General features: G+C 46.9%; 18 protein-coding genes, 1 tRNA gene and 1 pseudogene. 8 read left to right on the top strand and 12 right to left on the bottom strand.

The genetic code is table 11. The annotated features are described in order from the left end of the window. Positions 1-8 precede the first annotated feature (8 nt). The 3 genes from FSB75_RS17610 (at position 9) to FSB75_RS17600 (ending at position 2356) form a co-directional block, all read left to right on the top strand. Complete coding sequence (locus FSB75_RS17610) at positions 9-1694, top strand: hypothetical protein (RefSeq protein WP_146790175.1); 1686 nt, start codon at positions 9-11, stop codon at positions 1692-1694. Positions 1695-1804: 110 nt separating this feature from the next. Then, the gene (locus FSB75_RS17605) at positions 1805-1999 is read left to right on the top strand and encodes a hypothetical protein (RefSeq protein ID WP_146790173.1); all 195 of its coding nucleotides are present in this window, start codon (positions 1805-1807) and stop codon (positions 1997-1999) included. Between the two features lie 81 nt (positions 2000-2080). Then, entirely contained in the window at positions 2081-2356 is a 276-nt protein-coding gene (locus FSB75_RS17600) for a hypothetical protein (protein WP_146790171.1), read from the top strand. A gap of 113 nt (positions 2357-2469) precedes the next feature. On the opposite strand, the gene FSB75_RS17595 is transcribed toward FSB75_RS17600, so the two are convergent. The 8 genes from FSB75_RS17595 to FSB75_RS17560 all read right to left on the bottom strand — a co-directional run bounded on the left by FSB75_RS17595 (position 2470) and on the right by FSB75_RS17560 (position 14474). After that, on the bottom strand, positions 2470-3393 hold the full coding sequence (locus FSB75_RS17595) for a PfkB family carbohydrate kinase (protein WP_146790169.1): 924 nt from the start codon (positions 3391-3393) through the stop codon (positions 2470-2472). Positions 3394-3660: 267 nt separating this feature from the next. Beyond that, positions 3661-5508, bottom strand: a complete 1848-nt coding sequence (locus FSB75_RS17590) for an amidophosphoribosyltransferase (RefSeq protein ID WP_146790167.1) — start codon at positions 5506-5508, stop codon at positions 3661-3663. Positions 5509-5570: 62 nt separating this feature from the next. Next, the gene (locus tag FSB75_RS17585; protein ID WP_146790165.1) at positions 5571-5969 is read right to left on the bottom strand and encodes a four helix bundle protein; all 399 of its coding nucleotides are present in this window, start codon (positions 5967-5969) and stop codon (positions 5571-5573) included. A 55-nt stretch (positions 5970-6024) separates the two neighbouring features. Beyond that, entirely contained in the window at positions 6025-7872 is a 1848-nt protein-coding gene (locus FSB75_RS17580) for a PAS domain-containing sensor histidine kinase (protein WP_146790163.1), read from the bottom strand. 200 nt (positions 7873-8072) lie between these two features. Next, positions 8073-9443 carry a peptidylprolyl isomerase gene (locus FSB75_RS17575; RefSeq protein WP_146790161.1) on the bottom strand — a complete coding sequence of 457 codons (1371 nt, stop codon included), beginning with the start codon at positions 9441-9443 and terminating at the stop codon, positions 8073-8075. Between the two features lie 151 nt (positions 9444-9594). Continuing rightward, a complete protein-coding gene (infB, locus tag FSB75_RS17570; protein ID WP_227990626.1) occupies positions 9595-12489 on the bottom strand; it encodes a translation initiation factor IF-2 in 2895 nt (964 codons plus the stop codon). A gap of 194 nt (positions 12490-12683) precedes the next feature. Then, complete coding sequence (gene nusA / locus FSB75_RS17565) at positions 12684-13931, bottom strand: transcription termination factor NusA (protein WP_146790159.1); 1248 nt, start codon at positions 13929-13931, stop codon at positions 12684-12686. Between the two features lie 78 nt (positions 13932-14009). After that, positions 14010-14474, bottom strand: a complete 465-nt coding sequence (locus tag FSB75_RS17560) for a ribosome maturation factor RimP (protein WP_146790157.1) — start codon at positions 14472-14474, stop codon at positions 14010-14012. A 134-nt stretch (positions 14475-14608) separates the two neighbouring features. Here FSB75_RS17560 and FSB75_RS17555 point away from each other — a divergent pair, with 134 nt between their 5' ends. The 3 genes from FSB75_RS17555 (at position 14609) to FSB75_RS17545 (ending at position 16084) form a co-directional block, all read left to right on the top strand. After that, positions 14609-14851: a hypothetical protein gene (locus tag FSB75_RS17555; RefSeq protein ID WP_146790155.1), complete on the top strand. Its 243-nt coding sequence runs from the start codon at positions 14609-14611 to the stop codon at positions 14849-14851. Positions 14852-14909: 58 nt separating this feature from the next. Further along, positions 14910-14983 (top strand) — tRNA-Ile (locus FSB75_RS17550). Positions 14984-15826: 843 nt separating this feature from the next. After that, positions 15827-16084: a PID-CTERM protein-sorting domain-containing protein gene (locus FSB75_RS17545; protein WP_146790153.1), complete on the top strand. Its 258-nt coding sequence runs from the start codon at positions 15827-15829 to the stop codon at positions 16082-16084. A gap of 141 nt (positions 16085-16225) precedes the next feature. On the opposite strand, the gene FSB75_RS17540 is transcribed toward FSB75_RS17545, so the two are convergent. The 3 genes from FSB75_RS17540 to FSB75_RS17530 all read right to left on the bottom strand — a co-directional run bounded on the left by FSB75_RS17540 (position 16226) and on the right by FSB75_RS17530 (position 20075). Next, a complete protein-coding gene (locus FSB75_RS17540; protein WP_146790151.1) occupies positions 16226-16546 on the bottom strand; it encodes a hypothetical protein in 321 nt (106 codons plus the stop codon). Next, on the bottom strand, positions 16543-18018 hold the full coding sequence (locus FSB75_RS17535; RefSeq protein ID WP_146790149.1) for a LamG-like jellyroll fold domain-containing protein: 1476 nt from the start codon (positions 18016-18018) through the stop codon (positions 16543-16545). The genes FSB75_RS17540 and FSB75_RS17535 overlap by 4 nt, the downstream gene beginning before the upstream one ends. Positions 18019-18542: 524 nt before the next feature. After that, positions 18543-20075: an FAD-dependent oxidoreductase gene (locus tag FSB75_RS17530; protein ID WP_146790147.1), complete on the bottom strand. Its 1533-nt coding sequence runs from the start codon at positions 20073-20075 to the stop codon at positions 18543-18545. 114 nt (positions 20076-20189) lie between these two features. Between FSB75_RS17530 and FSB75_RS17525 the strand changes: the two genes are divergently transcribed. Next, positions 20190-20585, top strand: coding sequence for a hypothetical protein (locus tag FSB75_RS17525; protein ID WP_146790145.1), 396 nt, complete (start codon positions 20190-20192; stop codon positions 20583-20585). 60 nt (positions 20586-20645) lie between these two features. Here the strand turns inward: FSB75_RS17525 and FSB75_RS17520 are convergent, their stop codons facing one another. Beyond that, positions 20646-20951 carry a hypothetical protein gene (locus FSB75_RS17520; protein WP_146790143.1) on the bottom strand — a complete coding sequence of 102 codons (306 nt, stop codon included), beginning with the start codon at positions 20949-20951 and terminating at the stop codon, positions 20646-20648. A 258-nt stretch (positions 20952-21209) separates the two neighbouring features. On the opposite strand from FSB75_RS17520, the pseudogene FSB75_RS22395 reads away from it, so the two are divergent. Next, positions 21210-21557, top strand: a pseudogene (locus FSB75_RS22395) (glycosyl hydrolase family 95 catalytic domain-containing protein). The last annotated feature ends 18 nt before the right edge of the window (positions 21558-21575 follow it).

Below are 21575 nucleotides of genomic sequence, written 5' to 3'. Positions count from 1 at the left end.
CCGCTTTCATGCAACAACAAAAGCGAAAGCGAACCGTCAAACGCATCTTTTTACTTGCAGCGGTTTTGTTTCTGCTCTTTCTTTCTACGCTTTTTGTCTTAGCCAATTTTTTTGTAGAACCCGTGCTGCGCAAGCGCTTGCATACCTTGATCGTTGAAGGTTCGGACAGTTTATATACTTACACACTCGGCGATTTGCACACCAATCTTTTTGGTGGCAACGTTGAAGTAAAAAATCTGTCAATTACCGTTGACAGCACTCGTTACGAAACACTGAAGGCCCGCAACGCCTTGCCTGCACTGGTTATGCAACTGAAGCTGAACGAAGCAAGCATTAAAGGCATTGGTGTTTTCTCGCTCGTGTTTGGCAAAAAAATTTTCATTGACGAAATCTCTTCCAAGGAAGCAGACATAAACCTGCTGCGCAATTTTAAAAAAAGAGACACTGCTACAAACGTTACCAAAAACAAAGAGCCGTTGTGGAAAGTGCTTCGTTCCAAGATTAACGCCATTGGCGTGAAGCGCATTAACCTTGAAGGAATAAAGCTGCTGTACAAAAACAACCAGGAAATTGACGCCGCAAAATTGCAGTTCGACCGCTGCGATGCGCTGTTTCAAAACATCCGCATTGACAGCGCATCGCTGGCCGACACGAGCCGCATTGGTTACGTGGAAAATTTTTCGTTGAAGATGCACGACCTCAAGTTCCGCACAGCCGATTCAACCTACAAGCTTAAGGCCGAATGGATCGTGTATAATTCTGCAGAGCGTCGTTTGCAGATAGATAGTTTTAAACTTCAGCCAACGCTGAAGAACGACGAACGTGTGGACAGCTTTCGCAAGTCCTGGTACACGTTAACCTTTGACCGCGTTACGTTCAATGGCCTTCGCCTCGACCGTTACCTACGCCTCAACCGCGCCGAAGCCGACAGCGCCGTTTTTCAATCACCAACGCTTTCCATCTACCAGGACAAATTGGGCGAACGGAATTACAGAAGCAAAATCGGCAGTTATCCGCACCAGGTGTTGCTAAGAGCCGATGCGGTGATTGACATGAAAAAATTCGTGGCCCGTAACATGCAGATTGCGGTTACCGAAAAAGACGAAATAACGCGGGAAGAAGGCACGATTAATTTAAGCGACTTGAATGTAACGGTTGACAACATTGTAAACGATCCGGCGCTCATCAAACAAAACCCCGTAAGTACGGCCTTGGGTTCCGGCAAAATTTTCGGTAGCCCGGTACAAGCTTTCTTTCGTTTTTATCTGGATTCGGCCGACGGAAAATTTGACGTAAAAGGAAACGTGCAAAACATTGCAGCCAGTCAAATCAATCCGGTGGCCTCAAAACTTGCTAATGTAGAAGTGCCGTCGGTGCAAATAGACAGCCTGAACTTTTTTGTGCGCGGCGAAGACTTTGAAGCAACGGCCGATGTGCAAATGCGCTACCGCGATCTTTCCCTCATTCTTCGCAAACGCGATGACGAAACAGGACGTAACTCACCGCGAAAATTTCTCAACAAAATTCTGAACAGGTTTGCCATTTATCCCGCCAATCCATACAACGGGGAAGAACGCAAAGCCATTGGCGTGAAGACCGCACGGTTAACCACGCAAACTTTTTTTGGCCTTATCTGGAAAGCGGTTTTCGACGCGATGCAACGCATCATGCTCAAATCGGGAACGGTAGGCTAAACTGTTCACCTGTTTGCACGTTCGCTTGTGTACGTGTTCGGCACAAAAGATGACACACTTTCAAATTGGGTTACAAGAAGTGAACAAGTCAAACAAGTAAACAAAACGATATGGCAACGAAAGAAAACAAAGGCGGCATTTTGCGCAACGGGCAAGTGGAGAATGACCTGAAGGCAAAGGGGAAAATAGAAGGCCCCTACGAAGGCGCGCAGGATACAGGCGATAAAATTGTACGGCAGCGGGGCACTGCGGTGCAAAAGCAGGACGGGCAGCCTCAAAATGAGGAGCAATCTGAGGAAGAATAAGTGCAGCACAAATTCCACAAACTCAACAGGCGGACAGGCATCATTCTTGGTTTATTGGGGTTGAACCAAATACGAAGAGTTATGGAAGTTACAGCAGCAGTGTTGTTCGATGGTCACCTGGCGCATTACGATGTGCAGGTGCAAGGTGGAAGAGAGTGTCATGCTCAACTTTCCAGCTACAGGGGCAATCCCCAGCAAAGCCCGCCACAGCACATTACACTTAAAAAAGAAGGACGCCATTGGGTGAGCAACGACGTAGATAATCGGTTATCGGATGATCTGGGATATGCCGTAGAATTAAAAGCAAAACCCATTTTGGAAGATCGCAGGCGAGAAGGCGGTCACCCGGCGGAATAAACCTTTGAATCGCCTTCAAAACAAAAGAGCCGTTCAGTGCTGAGCGGCTCTTTTGTTTTCTTCTTCAATCCGTTTAATCTCCCTAAACCACAGTTTAAACACCGTGGTGCAGATCAAACTAACTCAATGTCAAAACTTACCAATTCCTGAAACTGCATCAGGCGTTTGTCAATGTCATCTTTGGTAATTTCCCTCATGCGCTCGGGACCAAATTTTTCAACACAAAAACTTGCAAGCGCAGAGCCTACAATGATGGCCGTTTTCATGTTTTCGAACGATACGTCTTTGGTGCGGGCCAAGTGACCAATGAAGCCGCCGGCAAAGGTGTCGCCGGCACCAGTAGGGTCAAACACGTCTTCCAGTGGAAGCGCCGGCGCATAAAACACTTCGTCGCCGTGAAAAAGCAAAGCACCGTGCTCGCCTTTTTTGATGATGAGGTATTTAGGCCCCATCAAAAGGATTTTTTTTGCGGCTTTCACCAGCGAAAATTCGTGGCTCAATTCTCTTGCTTCGGCATCGTTCACCATCAGCACGTCCACCATTTTCAATACTTCTTTCAAATCATCAAGCGCCGTTTCCATCCAAAAGTTCATCGTGTCCAGCACAATCAGTTTAGGCCGTTCGCGCAATTGTTCAATCACGCTTTTTTGCAATTTGGGCATCAGGTTGCCCAGCATCAAAAACTCTGCACCTTGATAGCTTTCGGGAATTTGCGGGTTGAAATCGGCCAGCACGTTCAGGTCCGTTATCAACGTGTCGCGTGTGTTCATGTCCATGTGGTAACGGCCGCTCCAGAAAAAGGATTTTTTGTCTTTGACGATTTCGACGCCGTCCAACTGCACGCCGCGGCTTTTCAATTCGTCCATTTCTTCTCCCGGAAAATCATAACCCACAATGGATACCTGCTGCACAGGCTTTAAAAAATTAGACGCGGCATACGCAACATAAGTAGCCGACCCGCCGACGATTTTTTCCGTTTTTCCAAAAGGCGTTTCAATGGCGTCGAAAGCCATGGTGCCCACAACAATAACAGACATGTCAATTTTAAATTTGAGATTTCAGATTTGAGGTTTTGGCTTGCTTCAATTTGTAACCAAAACTGCCAATCTGCAAGAGAAAGGCGTGCAAACCTACGGGAAATTGAGCTATTGAGATATTGGGATGTTGGGATATTTCGATGAAAATGAAGAAAGAAATGGAAAGGCCAGGAAGAGCGAATCCTTAACAAAGTTGTCAAACGTTGGGGCATCGCCTCAACCCAATGATTTTCGTCCCGGCAATATCGCGATATCCCAATATCGTCCTCAGTACCCTCTCGTGTTCTTGCCTTCCATGTAATTCATAAAGGCCTTGTTCACCACGCGGTTGCCGCCGGGTGTGGGATAATTTCCGGTGAAATACCAATCGCCCAAATTGTTGGGGCAGGCTTCGTGAAGCGATTCGATGGTTTGGTAAATTACATCCACCGGAACGGTCAGGCCAGGCGGTGTAATCAGTTCGGCAATCTTCTTCGTAATCTCGTCGTTGGTGAAGGATTTATAAATCTGTTTTACTACGTTCACCGTGTGTAATTGATTGTTGCGGTGAAGCTCTTTGCATTGCTCGTGAAGTTCTTTTAACAAACATTCTTTGCCTCTTTCCTTCAACAATTCAACGGCTGCATTAAAGGCAATAAAGTCCCCCATCTTGCTCATGTCAATTCCGTAACAATCGGGATAGCGGATTTGCGGAGCCGACGAAACAATGATGATGCGCTTGGGATGAAGGCGCGACAACATGCGGATGATGCTTTCTTTCAGCGTTGTGCCGCGAACGATGGAATCGTCAATCACCACCAGCGTGTCCACGTCTTTGCGCACGGTGCCGTAAGTAATGTCATACACGTGTTGCACCATCTCGTTGCGGTTCACGTCTTCGGTAATGAAGGTGCGCATCTTTACGTCCTTGATGGCAATTTTTTCCATGCGCACACGGCGCTTGATCATTTCTTCCAGCTTTGCCGGATCAACGTTGTTGCCCCAGGACAAAATGCGTTCGAGCTTGATTTTGTTCAGGTAATCTTCGCAACCTTTTGTAAGGCCGTAAAACGCAACTTCAGCCGTGTTGGGAATAAACGAAAAGATGGTGTTCTTTAAATCATAATTCACCGCGTCCAGCACTTGCTTGCTTAAATTGTAGCCAAGCTGGCTGCGTTCGCGATAAATTTTTTCATCCGAACCGCGTGAAAAATAAATGCGTTCAAAGGAACAGGCTTTGCGTGCTTTTGGTTCCAGCACTTGTTCAATTTTCACCTCACCGTTTTCCGCTACAACCAGTGCTTGTCCGGGCAGCAACTCCTGTACTTCATTCTCGCCCACGTTAAAAGTTGTGCGAATGGCCGCACGTTCCGATGCCGCCACCACCACGTCTTCGTCCGTGTAATAATAAGAAGGGCGGATGCCGTGTGCGTCGCGAAAGACAAAGCCAATCCCATTGCCCGTTATACCGCCTACGTGAAAACCGCCGTCGAAAAGCGGCAGGGCTTTTTTCAAAACGGAAACGATGTCGAGCGAACCCGGAGACGCTTCGTCGGCCTTCACCAAAAAATGATGAATAACTTCCATCATGGCCGCTAAGTCGCTTTGCTTTTGAAAGGGGCCGGGATCCATGTTCACCAATTCAAAAAGTTCGTCGGTATTGACAAGGTTAAAGTTGCCGGCAAGCGCCAGGTTTCTTGCCGGAATGGTGTGGCGCTTGATAAAAGGATGGCAGAATTCCACGTTGTTCTTTCCTTGCGTGCCGTACCGCAAATGCCCCAGTAGCAACTCCCCTAAAAACGAAAGATGGCCTTTCATGAGGCCGGGATAATGACTGATTTCCGTGTTAAACTTTTGCAGCTCGTTGAATTCCTCGCCCAGTTGTTTAAAGATATCGGCAATGGGCTGCGGCTCGTTGCTGCGGATGCGGGAGAGAAAAGGATAGCCTGGCTCAACGTTCAGTTTTACGGCCGCTACTCCCGCACCGTCCTGTCCGCGGTTGTGTTGCTTTTCCATCAACAGGTAAAGCTTGTTTAAGCCCCAAAGTACCGAACCGTATTTCTGCTGGTAATGTGCAAAGGGTTTGCGCAAACGAAGAAAGGCAAGACCGCACTCGTGTTTAATGGCGTCGCTCATGAGGGCGCAAAGCTAAGGAATGTTGAAGGTTGGACGTTGGAAGTTGGAAGTTCCTTGCAGTACTATTCTTTTGCGGAAAGTGGTTTGGTTTTAAATTGGGATTGATAGAGATATTTTATAAAAGCCATTGTTTTGTTTCCGATAGTTTCGGACGTCGAAAGTCTGGATGTTAGGATTGCCTCGTCAATATGCTGCCGGTCGAAGGCACGGTAAAGCTGCGAACGCAGTTCAGCGTTTGAACCTTTTGAAATCGCCAGAAAATGGGAGAAATCTTTGGCTGTATGCCGGTCGAAGCCCTCGGCGATATTGTCCATCACAGAACCGGCTGAACGATTAATTTGGTCTTTTAATTCAAAATCTTTTGTAAAAGAACCGTTTTGCGTCAGCCAGAAAATATCCTTTGCCTGCTCTCGCGCCATCTGCCAAATTTCCAGTTCTTCAAATTTTGTAATCGTTGCCATAAGCAGCTTTGTTTCGGAAGTTAGCGCTTAACCTCCAACTTCCAACCTCCAACCTTTATTCGGCCACGCTCATTGCCGAATGCGGCAACCAAACCTTTACCGAACAACCTTTGCCTGGCGCGGTGTTGATCTCAACACGTCCACCCAAAAGTTCCGAACGGTTGATGATGTTGGAAAGCCCCAGACCCCGGCGAACGTTGCCGAGGTCAAAGCCAAGGCCGTCGTCTTTTATTTCCAGCAAAATCTGGCCGCTGCTGCAGCACAAGGCAATGGCTACGTTTTGCGCCCTGGCATATTTTAACACGTTGTTCAGTTGTTCCTGTACGATGCGGAAAAGTGCCAGCTTTTTGTTTTCGGGCAGATGGTCTTCGTCAAGATCGGTATAGGTTAGTTCAAAACCAAGAAGTGGCTGCGTGGTGCGCAAAGATTCTATAAGATCGTTCACAGATTCTACAAGGCCCAAGTCCTTTAGCGTAGGCGGCACCAGCGACCGTGACATAAAACGCACTTCATCAATTACGTTCGAAACGCTTTTCAGCGCCGTCTCCAGCAACTTTCGCGTTTCGTCATTGGCCGAGGTTTTGGCGAGGTCTAAAAACAGCTTGATACTGGTGAGTTGCTGGCCCACATTGTCGTGCAGTTCGCGGCCCATTTCAATGCGCTCTTTTTCCTGGCCGTCGATCGTAGCCTGCGCTATCTGCCGCTGGTAGGCAATTTTTTCGGCAATGCTTTTCCGTTCTAATTTTTTTCGTTCGGTAATGTCGGTAAAGGTGGAGATGACACTTTGCAGGCGGCCGTCGCTGTCTTCTATAGGATCGGCGTTAATAAGAAGCCAGCGGCGTTCTTTCCTTCTTTTGTTCCAAATGCCCATTACCACATCTTTCACGCGGTATCTTGTTTGAACGGCCATAAAGATGGGGCGTTCGCTTAATAGAAAAGGCCGGCCGTCTTCGTGGATGGCATCGGCGCAAAGTTCGGGTGCTTTGTAGCCAACCATTTGCGCTTCTGTTAGTTCAAAAATGCGTGCAGCTTCATTGTTCACCATCACAATTTTTCCTTCCGCGTCCATCAGCAGTACGCCGGTCTGCAGCTCGTGCATCAGTTTCCGAAAGCGCTTTTCGCTTTCTTTCAGCGCATCGGTTGCCAATTTGCGGGGTGTGTCATCGTGTATGTAAATGGCAATTGATTGTAGCTGCGGCGCCTTTAGCAGGTTGTGTCCGCGAACCATGCACCACAACCATTCGCCGCTTTTTTTTCGAAGCCGGATGATGATGAATTTTATTTCGGGAGATTCTTCAATCTCTTTCTCAAAGGATTGGATGGCCCAGGCCAAATCATCGGGATGAATGTAGCCGAAGCCGTTCGTTCCCATTGCTTCGTGCACCTCGTACCCGAGCAAATCTTTAACGGAGGGAGATGAAAAAGTAATTTCGCCGGCGGCGTTCAGCAGCAGGATAACCTCCAGAGAATTGGCAATCAGCGCACGGTAAAATTGTTCGCTCTTTGCCAATTTTTCTTCGGCCTTTTTTTGATCGGTGATGTTACGTCCTACAGCCAAAATTCCAATCTCCCGGCCGTCTTCATCCGTTATGTATTTCACCGTGTGCAAAAAATAGCAGGTTTCGCCAGTGGGGCTCGGAAAAGAAACTTCGCCCTGCCACTTTTTTTTCGTCCGCAATGCTTCAATTGCTTCTTTGCGGGTAACACAACGATAGGAAAGAGACACCAAATCTTTTAACTGCTTTCCGATTGCCTTGGCTGATGGTATGCCGTAAAATTCTTCCGCAACGTGGTTCCAGGATTGTATACGGAATTCCAGGTCGGTAGAAACGATAATATCGGAGAGGTTTTCAAGTACAAGGCGCTGAAGGGGCCCATTGGAGAAGGCGGTAGCGGATTTCATGGATATTTGATTGCAGGAAATAACGGCTAATATAATACGGCCGCCGCAAAAAAGAAATGATTTCACCCAACGTGTCGTTTCGCTAAGTGATATTATTGAATAAGTGACGAGTAACGAATGACGAGTAGTGCCCTAAATTTTGAAGTCATTTGCAAGGCAAAAAAACTCTGCGCAAAGCACAAACCCGTCACTCATTGTCATCAATGCGCTGCGTAAGCTTTTGCCGCATCGGCCCATTTTTTCAATTGCGGGCAGGCGCCTTCCTCGGGGTCAAGCATAATGTAATACGTGTTGATGTGCGTCGTGAGCCACTTGTCGAGGGTCTTAAACTTTTTTTCTTCCAGTGCCGCTGAAGCAATGCGGTTATAATCGTCGCGCATGTTCATGCGGTGCGGTTCCGACTTCGATTTCAGGTAAAGAAGACGCACGCCTTTTTTGCTGGCTTGTTCGTCGGTATAGGGCATCGGCTGCGAGTACTCACCGATCTTTAATTTGTCCAACAGGCTTACGACCGATTTGTCCATTTCATCAATCGTTACCAGCGTTTCGCCGCGGCGGTTAAGCAAGTAAGGACCGGCGAATTTTGCCGCTTCATCGTCGCTGAATTTTCCGCCAGCGGTATTAAAATCCATCTTGCCTTCTACCAGCAGTTTGCGCACAGAATCAAGTTTTGTGGTGGCTTCGGCAATTTCTTCTTCGTTTACCGGCGGTATGCGCAAAATGTGGCGCACGGTGGCTTCGTCGCCGTTGCGCGAAACCAATTGAACAATGTGATAACCAAATTTCGATTTAAACGGGTTGGAGATTTGCCCTTCTTTCAACCGAAAAGCGGCGTTTACAAAGGCGGGATCCCAGGTTTTGTCCTGGCGGTTAATTTGGTATTGTCCGCCTCTCTCCTTTGAACCCGGATCTTCAGAATAACGTTTGGCCAAGGACTCGAACGAAGCCGTTTTGGCCTCAACCTGACGCTTGTAGTTCATCAGCTCACTTACTACGTAAGTTTCCATTTCGCGGGATGCTTTGGGATAAATGATGATCTGGCCAATCTGGTATTCGGCTTCAAAAAAAGGAAGCGTGTCTTTAGGAATGCGGTTAAAATACGCCTGCACTTCGGCGGGTGTTACTTTCACGCCGTCCACAATTTTGCGCTGCATGGCCTGGGCCAGTTTGTTTTCTTTTACCGATTCGCGGGCATCGTCTTTAATCTGGTAAATACTTTTGCCGGCCATTTGTTCTACCGTTTCCTTACTGCCATACTGGTTTACAAAATAGCGAACACGTTGGTCCAATTCTGCTTCAATTTCATCGTCCGAAACCGGCAACGAATCTTTCATCGCCTGCATCATCAAAACCTTTGAAACCAAAGCCTGGTCAAGCACGGCGCAATTGGCGTTTTCCGGCACCTGTGCTCCCTGGCGGGCCATGTCGGCAATGGTGTTGGAGATGTCGGATTTCAGGATGATGCGGTCGCCAACGACAGCAATGATTTTATCGGCCACTACTTTTTGCGGCTGCGCCTGCGAAAAGTAAAAAGTCAAAAGGCAAAAGACGAAAAGCAAAAGTCGTTTCATAACGGTAACAAATTTAACGGCTGCCTTAGCCGTCGCCTGTGGTAAGTTTTGTATTAACAAAAGTTTGTAGCGTGCAGATGGAAAAGAAAAAGTCAAAAGAGCGGCTCTTTGTTTTAAGCACTCTTTTGACTTTGCTTTAAATTTTAATTTATCAGAGCGTTCGCTTCACTTCTTCTTCTTCGTACGCTTCAATCACATCGCCCACTTTGATGTCGTTGTAATTTTTGACCGTGAGACCGCACTCCATACCCGATATCACATCTTTCACGTCGTCTTTGTAACGCTTGAGTGAACCCAATTCGGCATGCGCACCTTCGGCGGTTGGGTACACAACAATACCGTCGCGAATGAGGCGGATCTTGCTGTCACGCTTGATGCGTCCGTCAATCACCTGGCAGCCGGCTACGGTGGCTTTGTCAAACTTGAAGACTTCCCTGATCTCGACGTTGCCGATGATCTTCTCCTGCGTCTTCGGTTCCAACATGCCTTCCATTGCCGAGCGGATTTCTTCGATGGCGTTGTAGATAATGGAGTAGGTTTTGATTTGAATACCGGCGTTGTCGGCCAAACGATTTGCCTGCAAGGAAGGCCGAACATTGAAACCGATGATGATGGCGTCGGATGCTTCAGCCAAAACCACGTCGCTTTCGTTAATCTGGCCTACGCCTTTGTGAATCACACTTACTAGAATTTCTTCCGTGGATTGCTTTTGCAAAGAGTCGCTCAGGGCTTCTACCGAACCGTCCACGTCACCCTTAATGATAACTTTCAATTCCTTGAAGTTTCCGAGCGCCAAACGACGGCCAATTTCATCCAACGTGATGTGCTTCTTGGCTCTCATGCCCTGCTCACGCAGAATTTGTGCACGGCGGTTGGCGATGTCTTTCGCTTCGGCTTCGTCGTGGTATACTTTGAACTTTTCACCCGCCTGTGGAGCACCGTTCAAACCAAGGATAACGGCTGGCGCCGAAGGACCGGCTTCGTCTATCCGTTTGTTGCGTTCGTTAAACATGGCTTTCACACGGCCGTAATGCTGGCCGGATACCACAAGATCGCCGGTTTGCAGTGTACCGTTCTGCACCAAAATAGTGGTAACGTAACCGCGGCCTTTGTCTAGCGAGGCTTCAATGATAGATCCCGTCGCTTCGCGGTCGGGGTTTGCTTTCAGGTCAAGCAATTCGGCTTCAAGCAATATTTTTTCAAGTAACAGATCAACGTTTAAGCCTTGCTTGGCAGAGATTTCCTGGTTCTGGAATTTACCGCCCCAGGCTTCTACCAAGATGTTCATGCCCGCCAACTGCTCGTAAATTTTTTGCGGATTAGCGCCGTCCTTGTCAATCTTGTTGACGGCAAAAATCATAGGCACATTGGCCGCCTGTGCGTGGCTGATGGCCTCTCGTGTTTGCGGCATGATGGCATCATCGGCGGCAATCACAATTACCGCGATGTCGGTAATTTTTGCACCGCGGGCACGCATGGCCGTAAAGGCTTCGTGACCCGGCGTATCAAGGAAAGTAATGTCTTTGCCGTTGGGAAGATTTACCTGGTAAGCGCCGATGTGTTGCGTGATGCCGCCCGCTTCACCCGCCACCACGTTGGCTTTGCGGATGTAGTCGAGCAAGGATGTTTTACCGTGGTCAACGTGACCCATGATGGTAACGATGGGTGAACGCGACTGAAGGTCTTCGGCATCATCTTCTTCGATTTCTTCCTCCATTTCCAGTTGCTTCTCCATGTCAATGAATTCCACGTCAAAGCCGAATTCACTGGCCACCAGTTCAATAACCTCTGCGTCCAAACGCTGGTTGATGGACACCATGATGCCAAGGCCCATACACTTGCTGATAACTTCTGCAAACGAAACATCCATCAGGTTTGCCAGTTCGCTTACCGAAATGAACTCGGTTACCTGCAGTTTGTTGCCTTCGGTTGAGCCATCGGCTTCGGCCATTTCGTTGCGGCGATCGCGGCGTTTGGCTTTAATTGATTTGCCACCGCGGCCACCCGAAAGCTTGGCTTGTGTTTCCTGGATTTTGCGTTGAATTTCTTTCTCGTCAATTTCTTTTACTTCCCTTCGATCGCCGCGGCGTGTGGGTGTAAAGCGTCCGCCGCCACCGGCTTGTTGACCGCCACGGTTAAGGCCACCGGCCTGTCCCGGCGCTGCTTTTTGCGGCGTAAACCGTCCGCCTCCGCCCTGCCCTTGCTGCTGTTGTCCCTGTGTGGGCCGCACTTCTTTCTTTTCAATGGGGATGCGCTTGCGTTTTCTCTTTTCGTCGCCCCTTACCGGGCGTGTATCCGTTTCTACCGGCAATTCTATCTTGCCTAAAATTTTCGGGCCTTCCAATTTTTCGGCTTTGATATTTTCGATAACCGGTTCTTCTTCTTTTGTTTCCTCCTGTATTTGTGCAACGGGTGCTTCTACTTCAGGCTCTGCTTCAATAACAGGTGTTTCGGCAACAACGACTTTTTCCTCTGCCGGTACTTCAACGACCGGCTCGGATTCTGCCTTCGCTTTCTTCACGCCTTTTTTCGGGCGGGTAGACGAATCAATAGTGGAGAGGTCAATTTTGTCAACCACCTTCAGGCCTTCAATTTCCGGCACTTCGGGCCGAATGAGTTCGGGTTCAGGCTTTGGCTCTTCGACTTCTGGCGCTGCTTCGGCTACAACCGGAGGAGGCGGGACAATTTCCTGCACCGGCTCAGGCTTCGGTTCCTCAACAGGAGCTGGCGCCGCCGGCTCTTCTTTTTTAGCCGGCTTTTTTTCCTCCTTGCGGAAGTGAAGTATTTCTTCTTCGTCGCGTTTCTTTTTTGCCTCGGCAACGGCGCCTTTTGGCAGGTCAATCTGGACAGCCTTCATTTTGGCCACCTTGTCGCTCTGAAACTCGGCCTGCAATGCCCGGTACATTTCTTCGGTGAGCTTTGCGGTAGGTTTTAGTTCGTCCTTGTCAAATCCTTTGCCCGCCAAAAAATCCACCAGTGTGTCCTTACCGATGTTAAATTCTTTGGCGGCGGCCATGAGACGCGGTGTTGTTGTAATTTCTGCCATTCGATTTGATGAGCGATGAGTGATGAATAATCAGCGATAACCGTTCAATTAAAAGTCGCCGCCTTTTTCATCCGTCATCTATTCGGTTTAAAATTTTCTGTTTGTTAAGAACGAATGAACAGGAATGAGGCCAGAGTTTCGTGAAGACTTTGCCGCTGGCAAAACGCATCACTGATTACTCGTCACCCATCACCTTATTCTTTTTCAAATTCTGCCTGAAGCACTTTGCGTACATCGGCAATGGTTTCTTTTTCCAGGTCGGTTCTGCGTTCCAGTTCTTCAGCGGTCAGACTCAATACGCTGCGGGCCGTGTCGCAACCGATGCGCTTCAGCTCGTCAATCACCCAGCTTTCAATTTCATCGCTGAATTCTTCCAGGTCAATATCAAACTCTTCCACCTCGCCTTCGTTGTCGCGGTAAACATCAAGGTTGTAGCCTGTCAATTCGCAAGCCAGTTTAATGTTTACACCGCGGCGGCCAATGGCCAGGGAAACCTGGTCGGGCTTTAGGTAAACGTTGGCGTGGTGTTCTTCGTTGTTTAGTTCCATCGAAGTAATCTTGGCCGGCGTGAGAGAACGTTGTATCAGAAGCTGCGTATTGCTGGTCCAGTTAATAACGTCAATGTTCTCGTTTTTCAATTCGCGAACGATGCCGTGAATGCGGCTTCCTTTCATGCCCACGCAAGCGCCTACCGGATCAATGCGGTCATCATAGGATTCAACGGCTACTTTGGCTCTTTCTCCCGGTTCGCGAACGATTTTTTTGATCACGATCAGCCCGTCGAAAATCTCCGGCACCTCTATTTCCAAAAGCTTTGCCAGAAAATCAGGCGAAGTACGGGAAAGGATGATTACCGGCGTATTATTTTTCATGTCCACCTTTTTCACCACCGCCCGAATGTTCTCGCCTTTCTTAAAATAATCCTGCGGTATTTGTTCGCTCTTCGGCAGAATCAGTTCGTTGCCTTCTTCGTCGAGCAGCAGGATTTCTTTTTTCCAAACCTGGTACACTTCAGCCGAAATAATTTCGCCGATGCGGTCGCCGTATTTTTTGGCAAGCACGTTCTTTTTTAAATCGGAGATGCGGCTGGCAAGGGTTTGCTTTGCAGCTAAGATAGCGCGGCGGCCAAAGTCCTCAAGGTTCACTTCTTCATACAGTTCTTCGCCTACTTCGTAGTCGGGCGAAATTTTCCGGGCCTCCGACACTTCAATTTCTTCAAGCGTATTATAGACATCGTCATCGTCCACAATGTTGCGCCGGCGAAAAATTTCAAGGTCGCCTTTTTCGGCGTTCACAATCACATCGAAGGTTTCGTCGCTGCCGTATTTTTTGCGGATGAGGGTTTTAAATACATCCTCTACCACACGCATGAGCGTGGGGCGGTCAATGTTTTCGGCATCCTTAAACTCCTGGAATGCTTCTATCAGGTTGATACTGGCCATGGTAATTTCAGATTTACGATTTCGGCTTTGAGATTTTGTTGCTTGCTTTCAGTTTGTGGCTGATAACGCACCGCTTTCTCAAAACTTAACTTGAATTTTTGTTGTTTTTATATCGCTGAACAAAATGGTTTCCTGCTTTACTTCTTTTTTTTTGCCTTTGCCGGTTTCGGTTTCTACAACAATGCCGTCTTCGGTTGCCTCTATCAATTTTCCTTCAACAATGCCGCCGTCATTCTTTGTAACCTGTACGTAGCGGCCCGCGTTCTTTTTGTATTGGCGCTGTTTCTTAAGCGGTTCGTCAAGGCCGGGAGACGAAACTTCCAGCGAAAAGTCACCGCCTGGAAACAAGCCGCTTTCCTCCAAAATCTTGTAAAGTTTTCGGTTGTAACCAATGAGCGTTGAAAGCATAATGCCTTCATCGGCATCAACAAACACCTTAATGTTGTTGGTTGGCTTGATGCGTATGTCCACCAAAAAGTGCGAAGGGTTGGTTTCCAGAAGACTGTTTACCTTTTGCGTGATTGCGTCCAATACTGTTTCCATTGTCCTGTTGTAAAAGAAGAAGGGAACGCCGTTCGTTCCCTTCTAAATTTCTTTGCCGTGCCAAAGGTAAGGCAAACGTTAAATACCGTCCAAATTCAAATTGATTGTTTGGGCGCCTTTACCTTTGAAGTGCTATGATTTTAAGTTTTCTTTTCTTCACTTTTGTGGCCTACCTCATTTTTAAACTGGTGTTTGATTTTATAATTCCTGTTTATAAAACCACGCGGCAGGTAAAGCAAAAGTTCCGGGATATGAACGAACAAATGCGCGGGCAACAGGGCCAGCAGGCATCGCAAAACAACCAGCCAAAGAACAATACGGACAAGAAAAAAAGCACCTTGGGCGAGTACATTGATTTTGAAGAAGTGAAAGATTAATAAGGTCGTTTCCCTATTTTTGCTCCCCGCTTTTTTAGCGGATTGTTTTAAAAATTTCGGACCCTTAGCTCAGTTGGTTAGAGCGTCTGACTCATAATCAGAGGGCCGGGGGTTCAAGTCCCTCAGGGTCCACAAAGGCCGCAAGAAAATTCTTGCGGCCTTTGTTTTATTCACCAATGAAATTCAGAGAAACAAAAACGTCCCTCTTTTTTGGAGGGACGTTTTCGTATTATGTCTAAGGCGTTTGTTTTCTTTGAATGCGTTGTTTTCATCGGACAGTACGGACGCCTTAGCCTCTCAAAGGATTGGATCGGTTTTCAAACAGGAGTTGGATGTGTTTTGGCTTTCTTAGGATTTGGGACCGGTTAGCAACGGCTTTCAACAGGAGTGGATAAAAAAGAAGTTGACTGATATTGGATTTTTGGTTTTTTCAGGATTGTTGGACACTGCGGCTTTCAGCAGGATTTGGATCTTGGGATTGATAACGTTTTCGTACCAATCAACTTCTGCTGCAAAACTACTCCACACCCCAAAACCCCACAAGCGCACATTCGCCCTTTCTGAAACGTAAAGAAACCACAGTTCTTTGCGTAGAATTACGCAGCTTCGTTTATATCTGCTTACTTAAAATTTGCCTGCAATAATAATTGCCAATAGAATCTATGTAAGCAAAGGGCTTTTCGCTTTCTCAACATGTGTAGGGAACGCCTCATTCGAAAAAGCGCTGGTGCTATCTTTCTCTTTCGCTTTCTTGATTTGGAGTAAACACAAGGAACGTGTAGAAAAACTTCCGTTGGTTTATTAGCTTTTTTCTCTGCCTTTCTACTAAAACTTTTTCATTAGAGAATGACTCATTGTTGGGTATGATTGTTGATTTATTGAAGTAAGTTCTACCGTCCCTTATCCTTCCTGAATGCCAAAGCCCGGCAATTTATTTTGTTTAAATACTGTTGAATACACACCAAACTTATGATCATGAAAACACTTCTTCCTGGCCTTCTTGTGGCCATTCTTCTCTTCTCTTGCGATCCAAACGCTGATAAGCAAATTGGTCGAAACAATCAATTTAGAACTACGAACCCAAACAACGGCGGCGGTTCCGGAGTTGGAAGCGTAGGTTCAGGTAATAGCAGCACAGCCGATGCACCGTTTGATGGCGGTCTCAGTATTTTATTGGTAGGCGGAGCAGCTTACGGCTTAAAGCGGATAAGGAGCCGCAAACAAGCCGGCTAATAAACAGCGATAAGTTTAACGTGCCGCAATACTTTTCAATAGCTTGCTGGTGAAAAGTATTGCGGCACGTTAATGTACGATCAAGCCTTTAGGAGGTTTGATCTTCTAAAAACGAATCACGGCCGCTTATCTTCTTTCGCATTATTGTAACTCCAGGGTGTCTCTGTAAATTTTGTCTGGCAACTTTATGTCAGCGGCAATCGTTTTTATGCTTGTAAAATGGCTGCCGTCGGATGATGCTTCAACCTTGTATTCCTTTACATTGACTGCTTCGCTGGTTTCAAACTCAACGACAACCTTGCCTGATTTTACCCGCGAGATCGATGTGAAAGATTCAACACCGTCATTGTCCACAGCCACTACTCTAATCAGGTAATTCGTGACGGATTTTGCGCCGGTCCAATCTTTCTTTGAACAGGAAAACAGCGCGGCCAAAACAAGAATGCTTGCTAACTTTTTCATTTGATGTTGGTTGCTTTAAAGGATTTAAACTTTACAGGCAGCGGCGAGTTATCAACGGTGTTTTTGATACGGAAGAAATCAATTGCGCCATCCATATCGGGGCCGCCGGTACCGCCGCCCATGCCAATTACCGTCATGGTAAAACTCTCCGTTGAATTTTTTTCATCACCCCTTTGCACACCATCGAGATAGAACTTTAATATTCCGTTTGTCTGCGTAAACTTAAACGTATGATAGTTGCTCATGTTTACGGTATTACCCAAGTCCCATGAATAGTACGCGTTGGCAGTGCCCAACTCAACGTATAGCGCCGATGTGCTGTTGTTATGATGAAGCGTCAGCTTGTTGTAATGATCGCCAACGCCTGTGCCGAGCACCGTAGTCCAGGCTTCGTTGACATTCATCTTTAGCCTTATTTCTATGGTGAAAGTGTCGGACGAAAAGGGCCGCGATGTGAGAAGGCCGGTGTTAGGGCTAATGATAATTGCTCCGTCGGATGTGTAGGATGGGTCGGGTATCGGCGTTCCGCTTCTGGTTTGCATGTTCAGTAATACGTTGCCTGCCGCTTCGTTAATGTTGTTGTTGAAATCAAAAGACCAATTGGGAGTAAGATTAATATAGCCTGAGGTCACATTTTGGAGCGCAGCAACATTTTCTGCCAGTTGAATTTTTTGCCCCGTATTGCGGTAATAATTTATGGCGGTGGCAATGTCTTGCGCATCCTGGTTCAGGCCCAGCAAACTGTGATGTGTTTGATCGGAAAGCATCTTGCCGTTGGCAAACGTGTACGTAGGCGGCGAATAGCTGTCCATAATAAAATTCGGGTTGTTGAAGTTTAAGATCTTTTCCGCCTTCATGATTTTTTCGCTGTTGGTGGCGGCCGTGTAATTGGGATCGTAACCAATGCGTGTGGCAAAAACTTTTTCGACACCCATATCCGAAACCAGATCGCTGGCTAATTGATTCAGCATGACGTAATAACCGTCTGTCTCGGTAAAGCCTGCATCATTCTCGCCTTGCAGCCAGTGGACATACTTTGCTGACACCGTTATGTTTTGAGAAGCACAGTAAGCAAGTGCGGCTTGCCACATTTGTTTTGCTCGGGTATAATAATAATTCGATGACTTAAGCCAACTAACAATAAAAGTGTTTCCCACGCCGGCTGGCACAATAATGACATCGTGCCCGGTTAATTCTTTTAATCGCTTTCCCAACATGGGATTCATGCTGTAGGCAGTAGCTTGCGAAAGGCCCTCGCCGACGCTTTCAATAAGCGACTCCAAACTGTTGGTACTTTGCTTGTACCACCAGGTGCCGGGCGTAGGCGGTACTTCGTTTGCCAAATCATCCTGAGCCCTGCCCACGACGTTGGATTGGCCAATGTTGAGCAGCAGGATAACATCGTGCGGTGTTTGCGAAAAAAGGAGCTGTACGCTGAACAAGTACAGAAAGAACAGAATTGCTTGTTTCATGATTTCCAATAGATTTTTCAGTTTATATGAAACGTGTTTTGTTTAAGGTGTAGCAAGGCTTGCTACGCAGAACGCTGCGGCATGCGCAGAAGCCATTGTATATCGCAAGCAGTGTACGCCAACGCTTACAGAAAGTAAACTGTTTCCAGTTGCGTTAATGAATCGGGCGTTGAATGGATTGGTGTTAGTATCAACAGAGTAACGATTCCGTTCAACAGGAAATAAGTGTTGTTACAGGTTAGTGAGAAGCCGCATTTTGTGCAATAAAACTCGGGTAAATACACGGCTTGTTTGCGAAACCTTTCTGAAAACCATTAAGCAAGTACATCAATACTGGCAAGAATTTGAAATAGACGCATAGAATCAAACGTCGGTTCAAGCAAAGAGTTCCTCAAATTTTATACCCCTTGCTGATTTTCTACCATCAGCAAAAAGAATCAACAGCCGGATAATTTAATTAAAAACTTATCGTTCAGGACATTTATTAAACAGAAGAAGCAATAACTTTTTTTATCAACACGGGTTCAGGATTTGCTGGTTCCCAACTCAATCTTCTCCAATCCATTTTGTGCAGGTCCGGTAAGTACTTCGCCGTCCATATTGTAACGGGCGCCGTGGCAGGGACAATCCCAGGATTTTTCGGTATTGTTCCAGGCAACGATGCATTTAGCGTGTGTACACACCGGATTGATAGCGTGAACACCACCGGCTTCATCTTTATACAAGGCTATTTTTTCGCCTTCGTACTTCACAACTTTTGCCTCGTTGTGCGCCAGTTCGGCAAGACCCTGAATTTTTTCAACGGCAATGCGTTTTGCAACAAACTCTTTTACCACATCCGCATTCTCCTGCACAAAGGCGGCAAAGCCGGCAATGGGTTTGATGCGTGAAGGACTAAAGAGGTCTTTGAACTCGCTATTGCCCTTCGTCAATAAACCCGTTAAGGTAATGGCCGCAATGTGACTGTACGTGATGCCGTTGCCGCCATAACCTGTAGCCACGTAAACGTTGTCGGGGTTACCGGGCAAATGCCCAATGTAGGCCAGTCCATCGGCCGGTTCAAAATATTGCGAAGACCAGCGACGACTGACTTCTTTTATCGTAAAATAGTGGCGAACGTGCGCCAGCAAATGATCGAAGCAAGCCGCTGTATTTTCTTCGTGAGCTGTTTTGTGATCTTCGCCGCCAGCAATCAAATATTTTTCGCCGTCAATTTGCTGTGTGCGATAATAATAATAAGGGTCGTACATGTCATAAACCAGCGCATCGGGGTAATTGTCGTCGGCCAGTTTAAGTGCAACGGCATAACTGCGGTACGGTGCGTTGCGGAAGTGCAGCAAATTGATGCCGGGTGGAATGTGCGTGGCCCATATCAACGCTCTTGCTTTTAGAGTGCCGATGCCTGTTTCGATAAGAAGCAAATCGTCTTCTTTTTCAACCTTGTTTACCGGGCAGTTTTGTAAAACAACGCCACCGGCTTCTTCAAACACCTTTGCCAACGCAAAAACATAACGCGTTGGATGTAGTTGTGCTTGTTCATGATATACGATTGCTTTTTGAAAGTCAACCGGCAAGGGTATTTGTTGTACGTATTCTATGTTTGCGCCAACTGCTCTTGAAGCTTCAAACATCTTGTCCAATTCCTGAACTTGTTGCTCTGTTTGTGCGTACACGTACCCGTCTTTTTCTTCAAAGCCACAATCAATTTTGTATTGAGCAACGTTCGTTTTAAAAAGTTCTCTCGCCTGTTTAGTGGCTTCGGCTATTTGCTTTGCCGCATCCTTGCCAAAATCGTTTTCAATTTGATCATAGCTCGTGTCAAAAAAAGAATTGATGTGCGCCGTAGTGCCGCCTGTAGTCCCAAAACACAGGGTATGTGCTTCAGCAAGTACAACCTTTTTGCCCGCTTTTTGCAACAACAATCCGGTGGTAACGCCGGTGATGCCGCCGCCTGCTATCAACACGTCGTACACGGCCTCTGCTGAGCCTGTATTTGAGGGAGTGTAATCATTTATTCCGCTTTGCCAAAGGCTAATGTTCGCGCCGTCTCTTTGCATAAAATCTTTTTTGCATTGCTAAAAAAATAGTGCCGGTAAGCGGATAAACAAATTCATGGCACAGGGTATGTATTAAGAAAAAGTGTAGAAGAATTGTGTAACGAAAATGCGGTTATGAAAAAGATGATGACGGTTCTTTCGCTCTTTGCAGCACTGAACGGATGGGCGCAAACAAAAGAAGAACACAGCATGAGCGATTTGATGGGAACGTGGCGCAACGGTAGCGGCGCAGGGCTGGACATTGTGGACAGCAATACGGTTTATATTGTTTGCGGCGGCCAGCGCAAAAAAGCTTTTGCAACGGTATCGGACATCCGGAAAAACCCCGTCAATTTTAATCTCACGGTAAGGGACTCTTCTAAAGTGGTCACGTTAAAAGGCTTGTTGCTGATTGTAAACGACGACATGTTGCAATGGCAAGTCTTCGACTCTGATACAAAGCCCGCGAGCTTTAGCTACAACAGGGGCGATATGTTGTTTCTGAAGCGCATTGACAAGTTGATAAACTAAGGACAGCCAGCGAAAAGAAGGAACGTCTTTCTGTTTTTCGTTTTCAACGTTTAATTGTCTTCACCAGTCTTCCTCTCCCGATGGCTCATCTGCCAGTGAAGAGTTTTTCCGTGTGCCTGTCTTTTCTTTTTGTCGCTGAATTAGCAGTTCGGCTAACAGTTCACCAGCGTCGGCCTGCGGATTTTCTTTCAGCACCGTTTTTAATTTTTGTTCGGAAACATCCACACGGTAAAGAAGCTGTATCAATGCGGAGAAATCATTTAGGATAAGATGGTTCAGGTAAGCAGCCAATTCTTTTCGCCGTTCTTCCTGTTCGGTGAGCGAAGGTGAAGCCGTAATAAGGTCTAATGTAGCAACGACGTCCATGAATACAAAGGTGACCCATCTTTACCAAACTTTTATTGCTTACATGAAGTTATCGTTGTGACTTGCTGAAAACTTTGCGAACCATTTGGATGAATGCGGTAAATCCATAGTATAGATCAGAGAACTTAAAAACGATGATCAAAACGACGGGCAAGGCTGCAATGAAAGCGTCTGCTGCTTTACCTCGATGGATTAATTTACTTTAGCATGGATGACGTAACTGCTCAATCGTGAAAGAATTTCTGGTAACCCGAAGGCATTTCTTCTTTCGATACCGAACAAGCAAAGAAGCCAACCAATGTTGGCGTTGCTGAATTCAATACGGCCAATGATCCACAACTTCTTTCACTTTACTTTCAATTCAGTCGTTACCTTTTGATTTCCGGTTCGCAACCCACCAACTTGCAAGGCAAGTGAAACGATAAATTAAACCCGCCGTGGGACAGCAAATACACCATCAACATCAACACGGAAATGAATTACCGGCCGGCGGAAGTGACCAATCTTTTGGAGCTGCACCAGCCTTTGTTTGACATAATCAAAGACCTTGCGGCAAGAGGAAAGGAAAGCGCTTCAAAGATTTATCATGCCGGTGGCTTTCGGTAGGTTGCCAATGGGTGACGC

This window comes from Flavisolibacter ginsenosidimutans (assembly GCF_007970805.1).
Taxonomy (GTDB): Bacteria; Bacteroidota; Bacteroidia; order Chitinophagales; family Chitinophagaceae; genus Flavisolibacter; species Flavisolibacter ginsenosidimutans.
Note: the sequence above shows the minus strand (reverse complement) of the source record. Positions and strands in the feature narration are given on the sequence as shown.

What these genes read in the sequence shown, in the direction of transcription:
- FSB75_RS17610 (WP_146790175.1), top strand. Translation starts at nt 9, where the DNA reads ATGCAACAACAAAAGCGAAAGCGAACCGTCAAACGCATCTTTTTACTT.
- FSB75_RS17605 (WP_146790173.1), top strand. Translation starts at nt 1,805, where the DNA reads ATGGCAACGAAAGAAAACAAAGGCGGCATTTTGCGCAACGGGCAAGTG.
- FSB75_RS17600 (WP_146790171.1), top strand. Translation starts at nt 2,081, where the DNA reads ATGGAAGTTACAGCAGCAGTGTTGTTCGATGGTCACCTGGCGCATTAC.
- FSB75_RS17595 (WP_146790169.1), bottom strand. Translation starts at nt 3,393, where the DNA reads ATGTCTGTTATTGTTGTGGGCACCATGGCTTTCGACGCCATTGAAACG.
- FSB75_RS17590 (WP_146790167.1), bottom strand. Translation starts at nt 5,508, where the DNA reads ATGAGCGACGCCATTAAACACGAGTGCGGTCTTGCCTTTCTTCGTTTG.
- FSB75_RS17585 (WP_146790165.1), bottom strand. Translation starts at nt 5,969, where the DNA reads ATGGCAACGATTACAAAATTTGAAGAACTGGAAATTTGGCAGATGGCG.
- FSB75_RS17580 (WP_146790163.1), bottom strand. Translation starts at nt 7,872, where the DNA reads ATGAAATCCGCTACCGCCTTCTCCAATGGGCCCCTTCAGCGCCTTGTA.
- FSB75_RS17575 (WP_146790161.1), bottom strand. Translation starts at nt 9,443, where the DNA reads ATGAAACGACTTTTGCTTTTCGTCTTTTGCCTTTTGACTTTTTACTTT.
- infB (WP_227990626.1), bottom strand. Translation starts at nt 12,489, where the DNA reads ATGGCAGAAATTACAACAACACCGCGTCTCATGGCCGCCGCCAAAGAA.
- nusA (WP_146790159.1), bottom strand. Translation starts at nt 13,931, where the DNA reads ATGGCCAGTATCAACCTGATAGAAGCATTCCAGGAGTTTAAGGATGCC.
- FSB75_RS17560 (WP_146790157.1), bottom strand. Translation starts at nt 14,474, where the DNA reads ATGGAAACAGTATTGGACGCAATCACGCAAAAGGTAAACAGTCTTCTG.
- FSB75_RS17555 (WP_146790155.1), top strand. Translation starts at nt 14,609, where the DNA reads ATGATTTTAAGTTTTCTTTTCTTCACTTTTGTGGCCTACCTCATTTTT.
- FSB75_RS17545 (WP_146790153.1), top strand. Translation starts at nt 15,827, where the DNA reads ATGAAAACACTTCTTCCTGGCCTTCTTGTGGCCATTCTTCTCTTCTCT.
- FSB75_RS17540 (WP_146790151.1), bottom strand. Translation starts at nt 16,546, where the DNA reads ATGAAAAAGTTAGCAAGCATTCTTGTTTTGGCCGCGCTGTTTTCCTGT.
- FSB75_RS17535 (WP_146790149.1), bottom strand. Translation starts at nt 18,018, where the DNA reads ATGAAACAAGCAATTCTGTTCTTTCTGTACTTGTTCAGCGTACAGCTC.
- FSB75_RS17530 (WP_146790147.1), bottom strand. Translation starts at nt 20,075, where the DNA reads ATGCAAAGAGACGGCGCGAACATTAGCCTTTGGCAAAGCGGAATAAAT.
- FSB75_RS17525 (WP_146790145.1), top strand. Translation starts at nt 20,190, where the DNA reads ATGAAAAAGATGATGACGGTTCTTTCGCTCTTTGCAGCACTGAACGGA.
- FSB75_RS17520 (WP_146790143.1), bottom strand. Translation starts at nt 20,951, where the DNA reads ATGGACGTCGTTGCTACATTAGACCTTATTACGGCTTCACCTTCGCTC.